At 61.0% G+C, this 15,651-nt stretch carries 17 protein-coding genes; 14 read left to right on the top strand and 3 right to left on the bottom strand.

Annotated features, from left to right (window positions below; translation table 11 throughout):
* The first annotated feature begins 945 nt into the window (after nucleotides 1-945).
* The 9 genes from EDE08_RS11055 (at nucleotide 946) to EDE08_RS11015 (ending at nucleotide 10,489) form a co-directional block, all read left to right on the top strand.
* Complete coding sequence (locus EDE08_RS11055) at nucleotides 946-1,656, top strand: ribonuclease H family protein (protein WP_131869376.1); 711 nt, start codon at nucleotides 946-948, stop codon at nucleotides 1,654-1,656.
* Nucleotides 1,653-2,087 (top strand): phage tail protein, encoded by a 435-nt coding sequence (locus tag EDE08_RS39640; protein ID WP_131869377.1) that lies wholly within the window; start codon nucleotides 1,653-1,655, stop codon nucleotides 2,085-2,087. The genes EDE08_RS11055 and EDE08_RS39640 overlap by 4 nt, the downstream gene beginning before the upstream one ends.
* The gene (locus EDE08_RS11045; protein ID WP_131869378.1) at nucleotides 2,087-2,371 is read left to right on the top strand and encodes a hypothetical protein; all 285 of its coding nucleotides are present in this window, start codon (nucleotides 2,087-2,089) and stop codon (nucleotides 2,369-2,371) included. The genes EDE08_RS39640 and EDE08_RS11045 overlap by 1 nt, the downstream gene beginning before the upstream one ends.
* Nucleotides 2,372-2,546: 175 nt before the next feature.
* Nucleotides 2,547-2,729 (top strand): hypothetical protein, encoded by a 183-nt coding sequence (locus EDE08_RS11040; RefSeq protein WP_131869379.1) that lies wholly within the window; start codon nucleotides 2,547-2,549, stop codon nucleotides 2,727-2,729.
* Nucleotides 2,726-4,348: a tail fiber protein gene (locus EDE08_RS11035; protein WP_131869380.1), complete on the top strand. Its 1,623-nt coding sequence runs from the start codon at nucleotides 2,726-2,728 to the stop codon at nucleotides 4,346-4,348. The genes EDE08_RS11040 and EDE08_RS11035 overlap by 4 nt, the downstream gene beginning before the upstream one ends.
* Nucleotides 4,345-4,530, top strand: coding sequence for a hypothetical protein (locus EDE08_RS11030; RefSeq protein WP_131869381.1), 186 nt, complete (start codon nucleotides 4,345-4,347; stop codon nucleotides 4,528-4,530). The genes EDE08_RS11035 and EDE08_RS11030 overlap by 4 nt, the downstream gene beginning before the upstream one ends.
* Before the next feature lie 279 nt (nucleotides 4,531-4,809).
* Entirely contained in the window at nucleotides 4,810-7,350 is a 2,541-nt protein-coding gene (locus EDE08_RS11025) for a beta strand repeat-containing protein (RefSeq protein WP_131869382.1), read from the top strand.
* Between the two features lie 26 nt (nucleotides 7,351-7,376).
* Nucleotides 7,377-8,759 carry a hypothetical protein gene (locus EDE08_RS11020; protein ID WP_131869383.1) on the top strand — a complete coding sequence of 461 codons (1,383 nt, stop codon included), beginning with the start codon at nucleotides 7,377-7,379 and terminating at the stop codon, nucleotides 8,757-8,759.
* Entirely contained in the window at nucleotides 8,759-10,489 is a 1,731-nt protein-coding gene (locus EDE08_RS11015) for a hypothetical protein (RefSeq protein WP_131869384.1), read from the top strand. The genes EDE08_RS11020 and EDE08_RS11015 overlap by 1 nt, the downstream gene beginning before the upstream one ends.
* Here the strand turns inward: EDE08_RS11015 and EDE08_RS11010 are convergent.
* Entirely contained in the window at nucleotides 10,483-10,665 is a 183-nt protein-coding gene (locus tag EDE08_RS11010) for a hypothetical protein (RefSeq protein ID WP_131869385.1), read from the bottom strand. The genes EDE08_RS11015 and EDE08_RS11010 overlap by 7 nt on opposite strands.
* 205 nt (nucleotides 10,666-10,870) lie before the next feature.
* Between EDE08_RS11010 and EDE08_RS11005 the strand changes: the two genes are divergently transcribed.
* From EDE08_RS11005 to EDE08_RS10985, 5 genes are all read left to right on the top strand, one after another.
* Nucleotides 10,871-11,194 carry a hypothetical protein gene (locus EDE08_RS11005; RefSeq protein WP_131869386.1) on the top strand — a complete coding sequence of 108 codons (324 nt, stop codon included), beginning with the start codon at nucleotides 10,871-10,873 and terminating at the stop codon, nucleotides 11,192-11,194.
* Between the two features lie 3 nt (nucleotides 11,195-11,197).
* Nucleotides 11,198-11,716: a hypothetical protein gene (locus tag EDE08_RS11000; protein WP_131869387.1), complete on the top strand. Its 519-nt coding sequence runs from the start codon at nucleotides 11,198-11,200 to the stop codon at nucleotides 11,714-11,716.
* 349 nt (nucleotides 11,717-12,065) lie between these two features.
* Nucleotides 12,066-12,437, top strand: coding sequence for a hypothetical protein (locus EDE08_RS10995; RefSeq protein WP_245524768.1), 372 nt, complete (start codon nucleotides 12,066-12,068; stop codon nucleotides 12,435-12,437).
* Nucleotides 12,379-12,600, top strand: coding sequence for an HGGxSTG domain-containing protein (locus EDE08_RS39635; RefSeq protein WP_131869388.1), 222 nt, complete (start codon nucleotides 12,379-12,381; stop codon nucleotides 12,598-12,600). The genes EDE08_RS10995 and EDE08_RS39635 overlap by 59 nt, the downstream gene beginning before the upstream one ends.
* Complete coding sequence (locus EDE08_RS10985) at nucleotides 12,601-13,458, top strand: hypothetical protein (protein ID WP_131869389.1); 858 nt, start codon at nucleotides 12,601-12,603, stop codon at nucleotides 13,456-13,458.
* 121 nt (nucleotides 13,459-13,579) lie between these two features.
* Here the strand turns inward: EDE08_RS10985 and EDE08_RS10980 are convergent, their stop codons facing one another.
* A complete protein-coding gene (locus EDE08_RS10980; protein ID WP_131869390.1) occupies nucleotides 13,580-14,800 on the bottom strand; it encodes an esterase/lipase family protein in 1,221 nt (406 codons plus the stop codon).
* A gap of 316 nt (nucleotides 14,801-15,116) precedes the next feature.
* Complete coding sequence (locus EDE08_RS10975) at nucleotides 15,117-15,650, bottom strand: hypothetical protein (protein WP_131869391.1); 534 nt, start codon at nucleotides 15,648-15,650, stop codon at nucleotides 15,117-15,119.
* Nucleotide 15,651 lies beyond the last annotated feature (1 nt).

Here is a 15,651-nt window from a genome sequence, read left to right as displayed (position 1 = left end):
AGCATTCAGAACACGAAAAGCCCGGCTAAGCGCTCGCAACGCCGCCGGGCCAAAGAGAAAGTAAGCAAATGTTGAGTATCACGTTTCCGCGGAATTTCAACCGCGAACTACAAGCGTCAAGCCTTCGTGCTTGGCTAGGAGGCGTTCAATGACGTCTTCTGTCGTCCGAGCTCTTTCGCAGGAGGCACAGCACAGGCTAATTGCTGTGCGCTACAATTCAGATGCCCGCGCCAAACGCCAGGGAAAACGCCCCCCGGCAGCTAACCTGCGGGTTTGGGAGTTGGAGAGGGTCTTCCGGCATCGGTTTGGGAAATTCATCCCGGAGGGCGTGGAGGGCAGGCAGGCTCTCCAAGTCATTGCTGAGGCTCACCATCTCTCCAAAGGAGGAGATCCTGTCACCAAGTTGACGGGCTACATCCGCGCTCGCGCCCCGTGGGCCTACAATGACATTGATGCCATTGTTGTTGCCTCTGCCGAGGCGCAGTGGCAATCGGCTGACGAGTTGGCCTGGCGCATTGGACTTACTTTCGTTGAGCGCGAAAGCCTCAAGGTGCGCACAATTGGCGCCGTCGGGCTGAATAAACGTCAACGCTCGGCCATTCAAAAGGCGAGACACAAGCAGCGGGAGAGTCAGCGTCGTAAAGCCCGAGGCGCAAAGTCTCATACAGAGAGCTTGAACCGAACGCGCCCATGGGAGGCCCAGGGGATATCGCGTCGGACTTGGTTTCGACGGAAGGCTGCGGAGGATGGCACTAATTCGTGCGGTGTTTTCTCTTCATATAGTAATGCGCACGAATCGGTGCCATCGAGCGTCTGTAGCTTGCGAGATGCGCTTCGCGCCGGCCCCAAGAGGCCGCGGCCTGACGGCCTTCGCCATCCCGAGCAAGCGGAGGGAACAGTTGATTATTTCGGGAAGGTAGGATTGGCCATGGCGGAGGCTCGGACATGAGCCGCCGCATGAATTGGGATAAGCGCCGGGCAGTTCTTACGCCATGGTACGCCCGACTGGGCCGAGACCCGTTCGGACGCGATGCCAACAATCTTTTCCCGCATGGTGTCCTGCCTTCTTTGAAACAGGCCAAGCCGGCCAAGCCGAAACTGCCCCCCATCAGAACGCCAATAGAACGGCCGCCGGTGCCCGCTGGTGCGCTCGCCCCTAAGTACGCCCTTCGCACTGGCGATCTTGCCAAAGCGCGCGAGGCCCTTTCTGGCGTGGTTGAGGCCGTCATTTACTGCGATGGTTCGGCGGCACCGAAAAATCCCGGCATCGTTGGAGCAGGCGCTGTCATCCTGGCCGAACGAGTTCGGGTGGAGCTGTATGGCGGCGGCTGGCGCGGAACGAACAACGCCGCGGAGCTGGAGGCGGCAATCCTGGCGCTATCGGTCATCCCCGAGGGATGCCGGGCAACCGTCGTCGGTGACGCACAGTATTTGATCCTCGGCATGACGAAGTGGCGCCACAGTTGGAAGGCTCGCGGCTTCAAAAAGAACGGCCTCGACATACCGAACGCCGATCGCTGGCGGAAGCTGGACGCGCTCGCCGCGGTCCGTTCGATCACTTGGCAGTGGGTCCGCGGTCACAACGGCGACGCGATGAACGAGCTGGCCGACAAGCTCGCCGCGCTCGGCCGGACCAATGGTCGGGTGATGGCATGACTTCCAACCGAAACAGGACTCACATGAACACAAGCTTTAGCCGTCGGCGGATTCTGCTAGGTGCCGTCTTTTGTTGCGCGCTTCCAAGGGTGGCGTTCGCACAAGCTCGGCCTGTGTTTCTGCCCTCTGGCATCACTTCGCCGCTGATTTTCGGGGGATTCAGGGCCATCAAGAAGGAACAGGATCTTGGGGGGTGGTTACTCTGCAATGGCGCCGAAGTATCTCGCACCGAGTTTAAGGCGCTGTTTGAGGCTCTTGGCCCGAATGCTCTCCCGGGAGATGGTCGCTCAACATTCAACCTGCCAAACGATCCCTGTCAGTACGGAGAAGACGGCGCGCCCCTGATCGGGTGGGCGATCAGTTGGAGCGAGCCGCGGTGCGGATTGCCAGCAGGAACAACCATGCCGTTTGACGCCACGAGTAATATCTAATGGATTTCCCACCCGACCATGGCCGGCTGATCGAGCTCGAACGCGCGGACGCGGCACGGCGCGCGATCGAGTTCGTGGTTAGAAAGCTCGAGAATTGGCAGACCAACGACGCATACGGAAAGGGCGTCAAAGCCGCTGTGAAGCAAATCCGCGAAAAGTGGGCCTGCGAAGTTTCCGAAACGGTAACTGACATTGGCCGTAAGTCTGATGTAAATTCAAATCATGGCGCACGCGATGCGCCGCGCGTGGAGCCTGGAAGTAACGCCCAGGGCTTTGACCACTAGCTGAGTGGTTCCGTGCTCCCGGTGGAGTCGCCTAGCAGGCGCGCAAGTCTGCTGCCGGAGACCGCGAGGCGACGAAGCGGACGCCATGGGGGAGGCAATTTGCCTCCCCGCAAATACTCGACCGCATGGCAATCGAGATCCCGACGACAAACTGACTTCCCCAAAAAGGTGGAGCATGCAGGACGGCAAGACTCGTTTCAGCGAGATGATGAATCTGCGTCTGACTACGCCCCTGGCCGACGCCATCAAGCGGGCCGCCGGCAAGCGCGTGCAGACGCATTCCGACTATGTCCGCGCCGCGACCGTTGAGCGGTTGCGCGCCGATGGCATCGAAATCGGCGAGCGTGGCGCGGCATGACACGGAAGCTTATTGCGCCCGCAGCAGTCGCACTGGCCGCGGCTATTGGGTTTGGCGGGCCGGCTTCTGCCGGGACGATTCTTCCGCCGGGCGAAACCACGTTTCTGGATGAGAACGGCCATCCCTTGGCGGCCGGTTGCGCGTATTTCTATGTCCCCGGCACGACATCGCCAAAAGCGACATACACAAGCTCGGGCCAGACCGTCGCCAACACCAACCCGGTGCAGCTCGACGCCGCGGGCCGCGCGATCATCTACGGCACCGGCACCTATCGGCAGGTGGTCAAGAAGGCCGGCCCGAATCCAGGCCTGCCGTGCTCCCCGGCCGGCGATCAGGTCTGGGACCAGCTCACCGCCAGCACCGATTCCTCGACCACGATCTATGCCGGCGCCAGCGCTGGCACGCCGAACGCCATCACGGTGACGGCTGCCGCCTTCTCCGGCGCCGACGGTCAGGTCATCAATTTCATCAGCACCAACACGAACACTGGCGCGGCGACGATCAATCCATCCGGGTTTGGCGCGGTCCAGATCATGCGGGACTCGTCGACCGGGCCAGAGCCGCTGACGGGCGGTGAATTGGTCGCAACCAACGCGGTGTCCATCATCTATGACGCGACCGCCGGGATCTTCCATATTCTATCTCCGGTCACGTGGCCGAACACGTCTGGCGTCCCGGTTGGGTCAGCGCTGCCAGTTTTCGGCTTCACGGCGCCGACGGGCTATGCCTTCGCCTACGGCCAAGCCGTTAGCCGCACGACCTACGCCAGCCTAATGACTGCGATCACGTCCGCTCAGACGGCGTCGCTGTCGTCCGGCAGCCCCACCATCACCGGCCTTTCCGACACGACGCAATTTGCCCGCGGGCAGGCCATTGAATCGGTCGGCATCCAGGCCGGCACGACCATCCAGAACTGCACCTCCACGGCCTGCACGCTCTCGGCCAATGCCACGGCGACGCGAACCGGAACGGTGACCGTCTTCGCCTATGGCAACGGCGATGGATCGACCACGTTTAACCTGCCGGATTTGCGCGGCAAGACGCTGGTGGCACGCGACAACATGGGAGGCGTTGCCGGCAACGTGTCCCAGTTGACCACGACGCTCACCACGACAGCGTCCTCCACTTCCGCCATGGTCGGGTCCGCGGTCAACCTCGCCATCGGAATGACGATCTCTGGCAACTCCAACGTTGCTCCTGGCACGACGATCACGGCTATTTCTGGTACGACCATTACGCTTTCGGCAAATGCGACCGGGACGCAATCGGGTGTCTCGACGCGATTCTCCGTCTTCCCTGATGCGCAGGGACTTGGCGTGGCCGGGGGCTCGCTGGTCTCTTCTCTGGTCACACCGAACCTGCCGGCATACACGCCATCGGGCACGCTCAGCGGCGGTCAGACGGCGTTCTCTGTGACCTTCGGCACCGCAGACGGCGGCTCTGCGGCCACCATTGTCTCCAATATCAGCAATGGCCCGTCCACGTTGCCCACGACGGTATCCCCGACGGTGACGGTCAACCCGACGTTCACAGGTGCGGCGCAGGGCGGCGCCAGCATCCCATTCTCCAATGTCCTTCCCGCTTCCATTGTGAATTGGGCTGTGAGGCTCACCCCATGAGCGACATTGATGCGATCTTGGGCCTAAAGCGCGAGCTTAAAGCCGCGCGGAAGAAGGTCTCCGACCTAAAAGCCCAAAGCGAGAGCTGGCGATCGGTCGCGGAGACCATGCGGGGCTTGCTCGGCCTCGACGAAGGAAAGTTTAGAAACCTGGCGCGGTCCAAAGGACTGTCAATCGACTAACCGGCTTGCGCTCGCCTTTGAGAGCGTTCCGGGTGGGCTCCCCGGCATCAGCCCCGCCTTTCGAGACATCGGCGCAAAACCGTCTTTCCAGCGACTCCACTGCATGGAGCCGAGCCCGCAAGGGCGTTCGGAAGCTCGGTTTTATGGTCGGAAATTTGGCCCGCGCACTTGCGCTAGGTGCTCTCATCGTCATCGGCGCTGTCGCCCTCCTGAAAGGGGATAATTCGGGGGGCGCATTCGACGCCTCTTTCGCCCCTGCCTTCGAGCGGGGGCGCTGACATGTCTGCCTCTTCATTCAAAATTGGCCTTAGTGCGCTCTGTGCATTTCTTCTGGCCGCACCGGCGCATGCGCAAAAGACCAAGGCGGAATTGTCGGCAGAAGTCAGCACAACGTTTCCCGACAACACCGCAGGCCAGATCACGCCGGCCGGGATGCGCGCCTTCCAGAACGATCTCATCAACTCGATCATGCCGACGGCGCCGGTCGTCTCCGGCAATCTGGCCTGCTTCAACGGCACGACCGGGCTGCTCCAGGACTGCGGCACGGCCCCCGACACGATCACCATTGGCATCACGAACATCGCCAGCGGGACGAGCTCGCGCATCCTCTACAACAACGCGGGCAAGGTTGCAGAGTACGCCATTACGGGCACCGGTGACGTCGTGATGTCCACCGGGGCGACCATCACGAGCCCGACTTTCGCCGGCACGGCTTCCGGCGCAGGCACCTTGCCGACCACGCTGCTCAGCGGGACGCTTCAGGCGGCCAACCTTGGGACCCTGACCGGTGACGTGACGACGCCCGGCGGCAGTTACAGCACCTCAATCGCCGCGAACGCCGTCACCAACGCTAAGATGGCGACGATGGCCGCCAACACGGTCAAGGGCAACGCGACGGGTGGCTCCGCCGTCCCGACGGATGTTGCCCCCGCCGCGGCCCGTTCGAGCGCGCTGCTCAACATTGACAGTTTCACCGGGCACGGCGACTCCATCTACAGCATCGCGGCCACCGACCGCGTCGTGGGCACCAATGCGGCCTTCACGGCATCGCGGACGTGGACGCTGCCGGCGGCAAATGCCGTCAATCCCGGCCAGACCATCCTTGTCGCTGACTTCCAAGGCACTGTGACGGGCTCCAACACACTAATCATCGCGCGCGCGGGCAGCGACACGATCAACGGCGGCACCAGCGTCACGATCAACTCGGCCAATGGCGCCTATATCCTGGTGTCGGATGGATCGTCGAAATGGACGGCACAGGCGGTGGGCGCCTCCACCGCGACCGGCGTCAGTTCAATCGATGGCGCCAGCGGTGCGATCTCGGCGCAGGCAGGCAGCCTCGGGGTCACGGGCTCGACGCTTTCCAGCAACGTGCTGTCGTCGCGCACATTCGCGGAAACACAGGACCTTTCGGCCTTCAGTTCGGTTCAGACGTTGGGGTATGCGACTGCAGGCGATGGCGGCGGCGCGACATTCCAGAAGATCGCCGGCGACTTCATTGACACGCGTGTTCTGACCGGCACGATCACCGCCAACGGTACATCTGGCTGCACCAACGGCACCCACTACGGCGTTACTCTTGATGGGGGCTCCGGTCGCGGCGCGATCGCTATAGTGGGCGTGGCCGGCAATGTCGTGGTGCAGGTTGTTCTTGGAAATCAGTCCGCCGTCGGCTACGCGGCCGGCGATCTTATTGGCACCAGCAGCGGTGTTCCTGGATGCACCGGGCCAATCCAGTACACCATCGATACCGTCACCACTCCCACCGGCTCATTCACCGACGCTGGCGGCAACAAGTGGCAGATCACCTTCCCGGCCGCTGGCCTTGATGCCCGTGCAATGGGCGTCAAATTTGATTGGGACGGCACGGACGGTACCGCCACAGACAACTTCACCACGCTTCAGAACGCCTTGAGCTTCGCAGGGTATAAGACCGCAACCTCAAGCGATCTTGGCGGCGCACTCGGCGGACAGGTGCTGCTCACGAAGGGCACAGCGATGGTCGGATGCAGCGGCACAGATGCGCTGGTCTCGCCTTACGGCGTAAAGGTGAAGGGGCAGGGTAACTACAGCACCGTGATCAAGTTCTGCGACACGTTCTCTGTCGGCGTGAACCAGTGGGAGCTCTGCGACAAGTACACCCATCTTGCCTGCTTCGGAACACTGCTGGAGGATTTCCAAATCTTCAACGTCGTCGGCACCAACGGCACCTCTTCCCGTTCCGTCGTCTACACCAACAACGCCCAGCACGAGTCCGGCATGCGCCGCATGGCGATCTATCCGGGCGGATGCGGGCGCGGCGCGACCTATGAAACCGGCTATGGCGGCGCGACCTACATTCTGTTGGACAGTGTCGAGTTCAAGGGCGGCAAGTCAGATGCGAACTGCGGCGGCGCGGCTGGCGCTCAGGTCTACATCAACTATGGTTCAACGCAGGTCATCGTCAAAAATCTGAACGTCTCCGGATACTCGGCCGGCTTCGGTGGCCCTCGTGCCTTTGGCATGGTGATTAACGGCGGTTTCGTTGACATGGTCGGCGTGCATGCCGAACAAGTCCTGCAGCCGGTTCAGATCGATATTGCCGGCGGGGTTGCCGGCGGAATGGTGCGGGCGCGCTCCGTTATCGGCGGCGTCGATTGCGTCGGAATGTTCACCCTTACGGGCAGCAACACCATCGGTAATTTCATGATCAGCCCGCCGATGGCCGTCAACGGCTGCACAAATCTCGTCACCAATAACCAGTCCGGCGCCAGCGGGAATATGACTGCGGCCTCTGCAACAGACGTCGTGTTCACGCCAAACGGAACCGCTTGGCCATAGCATTCACGACCAGACGAGGACTCACAATGGCTGAGATTGATACGTCACTTTACAGGGAGGCCATGAATGCCGACCCCTTCGAATTTCAGAACAGGCTCCTGGCGACCCAGCGGGCGCGGCAGGAAATTGAATTGAACAACATCAAGCTTGCCACTGAGCGGTTTGGAACAATCAACAATGCTGCGGCCGGCCTACTCAGCGATCCTGATCTCGGTAAAACCGACGTCACCAAGAAGCTCTGGGACACGCTCGGCCGCCTCACTAAGGGCGATGCCATGAGCGCACAGCATGCCGTCCAGTTCATGCAGCAATTCCCCACCGATCCCAGGCAGCAGGCGCAGGCAATTCGCAACGTACACTCGCAGACGCTCGACGCGCTCCAGCGCGGCCGTGCCTACATTGGCGAGGTACAGGGCATCCCTATCGGTGGCGGAATCAAACTCGAGCAGACGCCAGCCTATGGCGGCGCTCCCCCGCGCGATATTGGTTATATCCCGAACACGCTTTCTCCGGAGACTCGTCAGGTCAATCCGGATCTGTCGCAAACCTACGTCGGCGGCACCGGCAATCCGCCCATTCAGGGCCCGGCTGGAGCGCCTACAAACCTGCTTGGCAACTATGGCCCAGCCCCGTCATCCTCGGGGCCATCGCGGCAACCCATCAGGGAGCGCAACGGCGCACCGGTGGTGCAGCGGCCACCGGCTCAGCCCAGATCCCCCTATGCAGCCTCGCCCGCGGCGCCGCCCGCGGGTGTCATGGCCGCACCTCCCCCTGGTGAAGCGGAAGCGAAGCGAGCGGCCGGCGAAGGCTCCGGCGGTGCATTGGTCAGCGCGCGGCAACGGGCCATGAACTACCAGCAAGAGGTTTTTCCGCTAGAGCAGGCTATTCCGGCTCTGGAGAAGCTTGGCCCCAAGGGCACCGGCCCCGGCACGGAATCGATCAATCACCTCAAGTCGTTTGTGCTTTCGAACATCCCGGGTGCCGACTTCAAGGGTCTCAAGGACGACGTTGCGGCATTCGACAAGGCGAAAAAATATCTGACGGATTTCGTCAACCAGAACGGCAGCTCTGGCACCAACGATAAGTTGGCTGCGGCCTTTGCCGGCAATCCCTCGGTGAACATCTCCAACGCTGCGGCGGTCGATGTTGCCAAATCGGCGCTCGCCCTTCGTCGCATGAAGCAGGCGCAGCTCGCGGCGTTCGAACAGTCCGGATTGCCGGAGAGCGAGTTCGGCAAGTTCGCCTCGAAATGGAATATGACGGCGGACCCTCGCGCCTACGGTTTCGACATGATGACACCGGCGCAGCGCAGGGCTGTCATCGAAAGCCTCCCGAAGGGCAAGCGCGAGCTATTCCAGCTGAACGTGCAAGATGCGGCCGAGCAGGGTCTGATTAGGGCGCCACGCTAATGCCAACGCTAGACAGCAAATCGTTTGATGAAATTTGGGGTACGGGAGGCGCGAAAGCACCGGCGGACGTAACCGGCACTCGCGTTCTGGACCCCAAAGACTTCGAAAGCAAATGGCTCACTGAGCCGAAGGCGAAGCCGGGCGAGGAGCCGATTGATATCGGCCAAGGCCGCGCCGAAGGCGTGCAGCTGTTGCGTGGCGTCCCCGTGCTCGGTGCTTATGCCGACAAGGCAGCCGCCGCGCTGAATGCTGCGGCTCAGCCCTTCACGTCCACGCCTGGCATGTCGGGCGCCCCGACGTTCGGCGAACGCATGGCGGAGAACGAACGGCGCATCAAGATTGGCGCCGACAAGTACGCGGAGGAGCATCCGGTTGCGGCCGGTATCCAGCAATTCGCAGGCGGTACGGCTGCAACAGCTCCCCTGGCGGCGACTGCGCTGGGCGCCCGTGCATTGGGGCTAACCGGTCAGCTCTGGCAACGCGGTGTTGCCGGGGCGACAAGCGGCGCTGTGATCGGGGGTGCAGACGCTGCGGCGAGGAGTGGTGGTGATCTAAATGAAGCCCGCGCTGGCGCCGGCATCGGAGCTACGATCGGAGGCCTCTCGCCCTTCGTCGCCCGTGTGATTGGCGCAGGCGTAAACAGGGTCATGGCACCGGCGGCGGATCGCGCGACCAACTATCTCCTGCAGCGCGCGGAAGCGCTCGGCATTCCTGTCAGACCTTCCCAGGTCAGCACCTCGCCATTCGTGCAGAAGATGGATCAAATGGTGCCGAAGATTCCCGGCTCCGGCATGGGCAAGGCGATTGACGAGCAGCGGATTGGGTTCAACCGCGCCGTTGCGCAGACGTTCGGCGAGAACGCCACGCGTATCACCCCGGACGTGATGGCGGCGGCCAAGCGCCGGATAGGCAGTGAGTTTGACGCGATTGAGCGCGGCACGACGGTCCGCTTTGACCGACCCCTGGCCGGACGGCTGAGCTCGGTGCTCAACGATGCAAGCAGTGTGCTCGAGCCGCAACAGATGGCGCCGATCGCGAACCGCATCACCGAGATCTCCAACCTGGTGAAAAACGGCGAGTTCGACGGGAAAACGTTCAACTCGATGCTCAAGAAGGGCGCACCGCTCAATCGCCTGCAGAAGGCGACCGATCCGAACGTGCGATATTATGCCGGCCAGATCCGGACGGCATTGCAAGATGCGCTGGAGCGGTCGGCGCCGGCCGATATGGCACAGCGCTACAACATGGCGCGCTATCAGTATCGCAACATGAAAACCGTGGAACCTCTCGCAGAGAAGGCAGCCACCGGTGACATTTCGCCCACGCTGCTCTTGAACGAAGTGCGGAAGGCCAATCCGAATTTCGCCTATGGCAGCGGTGGGGACATCGCCGACATCGCGCGCATCGGCCAGCGGTTCATGAAGCAGCCGCCCGACTCGGGCACGCCGCTCGGGACCAAAGTGCTGGACGCCTTTGTGCACGGTGCACCCGCGCTTGCCGGCGCTGCGCTCGGCACCGGCGCGGCTTATCAGGGCGAGTTCAATCCGGTTTCGGATATCGGACTAGGCGTCGGCGGCATGCTCGCAACGGCCCTGGCCGCTCGCGGCGCCGGTCGGGTGATGCTTCGTCCTCAGATGATCGAAAATGCGCTCACGCGCTCTCAGGTCCTGGCCCCGCCGGTCGCCAACCGACTGATGCAGATCAATCGACCTGAGGAGGCGCGTCAGTAGCGAGGTTCCTTGTAGCCGAGCTTCTCGGCTGAATAGCCAAGCACGACAGTGACGAAGACCCCGATCGCAAAACCGTCTCGGAAATCTGCGCTGACTTCGGTGAGGAAGACTTTCAGACCCCACATGCATCCGACAAACAGTACAATGCAGATCAGGTAAAACAGAAGAGAGCGCATGACAGTCGTCTGCTCCAATTCTCAGCCTAAACTTCAAATGGGGGACCTGCCTTCGTTTGTGAAGGACGTGAGGACGCCCGGCGCGCCACTGCCGGCCCTCCACTATTGGATGCCAGAACGGACCGGAGATGCTGGCCAAGATTACCGCATCGGTCGGGGACACTTCTACGAGGCTGTGCGAGTATCAGTCCGACAAGGTGTCGGAATGCTCCTGCCGCACATTGTGATGGCCATGTACGGCAGCCTGGGGCCCATCGAGTATGGCTTCTTGGATGCCCTACTCAATGTGGCTCAGGTCGGCATACCGGCACCCGCGCTCACGAATGAAGAGATGGCAGCCAGCGGTGGCACGCTCGAACAGGAGCGGACCCATGAGCGCGAGATGGCCGACGCAATCGCATGTCGGAAATGGGCGCCGGACATGATGCGGGTCAATCTCTATGCGCTGTTGGCCGGAGTCGAGGGCGATAACATCGGCGCGGCCATCACCATGATCGCAAGAACGGCAGTCAACGGAACGAGGAACTAAACCATGTACGCCAACCCCCAACGCGTTGAATATGAAGCCTTGGTCGGGCGCTTGCGCAAGCACTACGGCAACAGCCTCGAAGTCGGCGGCTACGATCACAACAGCCTGCTCCGGCTCCGTCAGCTCGACGCCAAACGGGAAGCGGAAGAGGCGCGGTCCAAGGCCGCTCAGCCGCTCAACGATGCAACCGCCCAGCTGAACCGGGAGCATCAGCGAGCCGTGAAGGCTTGGCAGCAGATCGAGGCGGGACAAGAGCGCATCGCCGAACACAAGCGCGCGCATCAGATCCTTGGTTTCGATCTGGGTTTGCTCGAGCCGATGCCCCTCCCGGAAATCGTTAAAGCCTCGTCGGAGACGGTCGAAGCATATGACGCCGCCACGGCCGAAATGTCTCAGATCGCCACCGCGCTCGAAAGCAAAGCCCGGAAGATCAACAGCGCGGCGTCGCAGTGGGCTCAATACACGCCCGACCAGCAGAACCGGGCGCTCATCCTGGCACTCGCTGACCGGCTCGGTGTTTAAGGGCTGCCATATGAGCAAGTCGAGCCGCACTCGTCCGCCGCGGATGCCTAAGGGAGGGACGGTTAGACCAAAGACCGCTCGCGCGCGCCAAACGGGTGCCACCAGGGCGGCACCGCCAGTCAGGTCCGAGCCGAACGAAGACCGGGATGATCCTCTTGCAGCCGTGCCAAGGACGTTGCTTCTGGACCTACACAAGGCGCTTAGAGGCGCCCTTAGGCCTATCGGTGGATCGAAGGCAGACAGCTGGAACGAGATAGTCGTCAACCAAGCAATATCGACCCTCTGGAAGAGCGGCCACCCAGGGACCGACGTCAAACGCGAGGAAGGCGTCCTAGTGGGCATGCTCTGCATGAAGCCCCAGGACGAGTTCGAGGGCATGCTGATGGCTCAAATCATCGGCACTCATAACGCGACGATGGAATGCCACCGGAGGGCGATGTTGCCTGAGCAACCCTTTGCAGGGCGCTCCGAAGCCCTCACGCAAGCCAACAAGCTCTCCCGCACATTCGCCACCCTTCTTGAAGCCCTCAACCGACACCGAGGCAAAGGCCAGCAGAAAGTCACAGTCGAGCATGTGCACGTGCACGCGGGCGGACAGGCGGTAGTTGGGGTCGTGGAAGGTCAGGGGGCCGGGGGGCTCGCGAAATTGGAGGAACAACCCCATGCGATGCGGAGCGAAGACCCGGAGCGGGAAGCCCTGCCAGTCGCTCGCGATGCCTAACGGTCGTTGCCGGATGCATGGTGGACCATCACCTGGCGCCCCAAAGGGCAACAAGCACAATTTCAAGCATGGACGGTACTCTGCCGAGGCGATTGCCCGTCGCAGGGAGATATCGGCATTGGTGCGGGCGGCAAGAGAACTGCTCCGAACTGGCGTGAGTTGAATGCCATCAAAGGGAAGCCGCAAGAAGGTCGCTTCAGTTGGCGACCCCGAAACCAGAGCCTTTATTCAGTCCCTGCCGCTTGTAGAGTGGGGAGCCGCACTAGAAGCAGCAAGGCGGCTCCTAGTCGCCTTGGAGACCCCAGCAGTCTCGCCTGATGCTCTGGAGCGGCTCCAGAAGGTGATCCGGTATCACGGCGAGGAGCACGCCACGTTGGTCATCAGGACCATCATCGAGTCGGAAGGAAACGGGCTCGCCCTGATCGAGCCCGTGATCAGTGCCGTTTCGCGGGTCATGACACGCCGGCCCGAATGGCCGGAGAAGGGCATCGCCTGGATTGCCGCCTTCGACGGGATTTCCCTTCTCCAGATTGTCGAGACAATGCGCGGCCTCGAAATCTTCCGCGAGGAGTCGCTCGGCACCTATCTTGCCGTAGCGATCGAAAGCCGGCTTGCCAAGCTATTCACGGAAGCACCGGCGCCGGAGACTGCCCCGCCGCCCAAGGTCCCAATGTCCCAAGCCCGCATTCCCGCGATCATGGCCAAGGTGGCATTGGGCCGCGAGCTGGCGGCGATCAGGGACAAGACCCCGAACAACCGGAAGTTCGGCGAGCTGGCGCGTGCCCGTTGCGATCTCGAGGCTTCCGAAATCTCCGAATTGATGCGCGTCGCCCGTTGCTACGGCGATCGGGAGGAAATTACCTCCCGGCTTTCGTGGCGAAGCTTGGTCGCCCTTTCATCCTCGAGGCTGCCGGATCACGTTCGCCGCGGCTTGGAAAAGCGCATTCTCGCGAGAGCATCAGTGTCAGCCGAGTCGAGGCGGCCGGAGCGCGACGATCGTCCTTGCACAGTAAAGGCCTAACCCAGGCCCCCAGTGGGGTGCGTACAGAGATCGCCAACCAAGACAAGCACCCACGCAAATGCCCGCCTCTCAGCGTCGCTTAACCCCTCCGATTGATTACCGCGATGCGTAACGACACAATTTAAGCAGCGTCAGGTCGCAATGTCGATCGAATCCATTCCTGCAGCTGCTCTATGGCGGCTGGATGCGCATATGTCCAGCTATGTACGATGCCCTCTAATGTGCCGGTCCCTGCGCGCCAATCAATGTGCGTCATCGAATGGTTCCCGAAAGGAAGCGGCTCAATGGCAAGCTCTACCAAAAAGCCAGTCAGAAAGCCTGTCCATCCAAACGCGCGAGTCGTCATTGATTGAACCATGAGAATTGTGAGCGAGGCTAACACGCCTATTAAAAATAAGACGGGTAAACAGATCGCGGCCGTGATGACGAAAGTAACGACAAGTGCCTGAATGACCCTTCCTTCAGAAAGCATCATTGCGAAAAACTCTCGAAAACCCGCAAACCCCAAATCTAACCAATCCGGAAGGAAACGGACGGTGAAGCCAGTCACGCCCGACAAAATCGAGGCAAAGAGGGCCACAAAGACTGCCCGGATGCTAGGCCGCCCTGAAAATGCGGGACGCATTAAGCGCGCCATGACGCGCGAAACTTTCATGCCCAACCAAGCTGCAAATTGAGCGGCTGACAGAGCCGCGGCGGCTTCGTCTCCTGAGCATCGCAAAAATAGGTACCTTCCTGATGGAAGATCGGCAGTTTGCTGTTCAATGACGCGATCAACCGAGCTGTTTGCCTCGCTAATAAGAAATCCTACAATCAGCATAACTGCGGCGAACGCAAACATGCCCCACCACCAGACTGCCGGCATGTCCATGTAGAGAGCGAAAGGAGATTTAGCCCCGAGGTCCACACTGGGTTTGTTGATGAGGTGCCATAGCGTTCCGAAAGCAAGGGCCTGAAAGAAGGTCAGTACCATCAATATAGGAATCGCTTCATTTCTCCGCCTGATCGCCACGAACGGCGTCGATAAGAAAGCGCACCCATCTACCGCTGTTGCCGGGCTTCGATAGTTCTTGAGGAAATAGGCGATAGCGCTGCCGCCGTGGCTATGACCGACCAGGAAAATTCGTTCGTTCGGGGCCCTAGAGCGGATGCCGATAACCAGGTTGGAAATTTCTGATGCAGCAGCTTGACGCGCGATGGCCCGATTGTGCCCCGTCCATGTAACCTGCTCTATTGTCGCGTTTTGGCCGTTTGCGTGCGCGACTTGGTTGAGACCACATTCCAGAGCGGGCCAATCAGCCGATTTAGCAAAGGTGCCGTGCACGAGAACGAACGTAACCATGCCAAGCCTCTTCGATTCGTATCCCCGAGCGAACAAGAACAAATTCGAGAACGAAAGGCTTCTTGTTTGTCTTGCCGGCGCGAAGCGGAGCTCCGGATCCCGGCTCATCCATTTCGGGCCGGAAACTACCTCTTCAACTCTCGATACATCAACGGCTTTGAGAGGAACTGCCAATGCCGAGCGCGAGAAGTATAGTCCCGTCTCCCTTGATGCGCCTGCATTCCGAGACAATAGTACGCCATTGATCGAAAGGATCAGCGTCGGTCTCTGGTCTTAGACGCTCAGATCTGGAAACCCGGCCTAAGGGCCCGGATTTTTAAGCTCGATGACGACGCAATTCGCCGTCCATACGCTGTTGAACGCACTTGATCACACCATCGAGTTTGTCGACCGCGCGGTTTATCGCCTTTTTGGTTTCGGCCAGATCCTTCTGAGAGGCATAGGTGGCATCTATTGCCGAGCAGAAGTCGTCCCAAGGGGTATTGATACAGTCGGACCAATCGCTTCCGTTGATCATGCTGCTGCGATCCATATCGGAAAGCGCATCGCACAACGAACTGTATGCGGCCGACACCGATCGGTTGCACTGAGCCACATCTTCGCGAAGCTTCTTTACCGTCGATCCTGAGCCCTCGAGGCTGCGAAGCTCAGACTTGCCTTCCCGCATTTTCGATAGCGCAGCATCAGCGGCTGTTCGCAAGCGCTTGAACTCTTCGAGTTCGAGCGTGGCGTTGCGAACGGCGTTTGTCCGGCGATAGTTGAAGATGTTGAACAGGAAGTTGATCACGATCGCTGCCCATGCGGACAGGTCGTGCAGAATCGAGGGCGATGGCGGCGGCGTGTCGACCACG

Origin of the sequence: Bradyrhizobium sp. R2.2-H (assembly GCF_004346455.1) — a bacterium.
Taxonomy (GTDB): domain Bacteria; phylum Pseudomonadota; class Alphaproteobacteria; order Rhizobiales; family Xanthobacteraceae; genus Bradyrhizobium; species Bradyrhizobium diversitatis.
This window is presented reverse-complemented; position numbering and strand designations above follow the sequence as displayed.

What these genes read in the sequence shown, in the direction of transcription:
- EDE08_RS11055 (WP_131869376.1), top strand. Translation starts at nt 946, where the DNA reads ATGAGCCGCCGCATGAATTGGGATAAGCGCCGGGCAGTTCTTACGCCA.
- EDE08_RS39640 (WP_131869377.1), top strand. Translation starts at nt 1,653, where the DNA reads ATGACTTCCAACCGAAACAGGACTCACATGAACACAAGCTTTAGCCGT.
- EDE08_RS11045 (WP_131869378.1), top strand. Translation starts at nt 2,087, where the DNA reads ATGGATTTCCCACCCGACCATGGCCGGCTGATCGAGCTCGAACGCGCG.
- EDE08_RS11040 (WP_131869379.1), top strand. Translation starts at nt 2,547, where the DNA reads ATGCAGGACGGCAAGACTCGTTTCAGCGAGATGATGAATCTGCGTCTG.
- EDE08_RS11035 (WP_131869380.1), top strand. Translation starts at nt 2,726, where the DNA reads ATGACACGGAAGCTTATTGCGCCCGCAGCAGTCGCACTGGCCGCGGCT.
- EDE08_RS11030 (WP_131869381.1), top strand. Translation starts at nt 4,345, where the DNA reads ATGAGCGACATTGATGCGATCTTGGGCCTAAAGCGCGAGCTTAAAGCC.
- EDE08_RS11025 (WP_131869382.1), top strand. Translation starts at nt 4,810, where the DNA reads ATGTCTGCCTCTTCATTCAAAATTGGCCTTAGTGCGCTCTGTGCATTT.
- EDE08_RS11020 (WP_131869383.1), top strand. Translation starts at nt 7,377, where the DNA reads ATGGCTGAGATTGATACGTCACTTTACAGGGAGGCCATGAATGCCGAC.
- EDE08_RS11015 (WP_131869384.1), top strand. Translation starts at nt 8,759, where the DNA reads ATGCCAACGCTAGACAGCAAATCGTTTGATGAAATTTGGGGTACGGGA.
- EDE08_RS11010 (WP_131869385.1), bottom strand. Translation starts at nt 10,665, where the DNA reads ATGCGCTCTCTTCTGTTTTACCTGATCTGCATTGTACTGTTTGTCGGA.
- EDE08_RS11005 (WP_131869386.1), top strand. Translation starts at nt 10,871, where the DNA reads ATGCTCCTGCCGCACATTGTGATGGCCATGTACGGCAGCCTGGGGCCC.
- EDE08_RS11000 (WP_131869387.1), top strand. Translation starts at nt 11,198, where the DNA reads ATGTACGCCAACCCCCAACGCGTTGAATATGAAGCCTTGGTCGGGCGC.
- EDE08_RS10995 (WP_245524768.1), top strand. Translation starts at nt 12,066, where the DNA reads ATGAAGCCCCAGGACGAGTTCGAGGGCATGCTGATGGCTCAAATCATC.
- EDE08_RS39635 (WP_131869388.1), top strand. Translation starts at nt 12,379, where the DNA reads ATGCGATGCGGAGCGAAGACCCGGAGCGGGAAGCCCTGCCAGTCGCTC.
- EDE08_RS10985 (WP_131869389.1), top strand. Translation starts at nt 12,601, where the DNA reads ATGCCATCAAAGGGAAGCCGCAAGAAGGTCGCTTCAGTTGGCGACCCC.
- EDE08_RS10980 (WP_131869390.1), bottom strand. Translation starts at nt 14,800, where the DNA reads ATGGTTACGTTCGTTCTCGTGCACGGCACCTTTGCTAAATCGGCTGAT.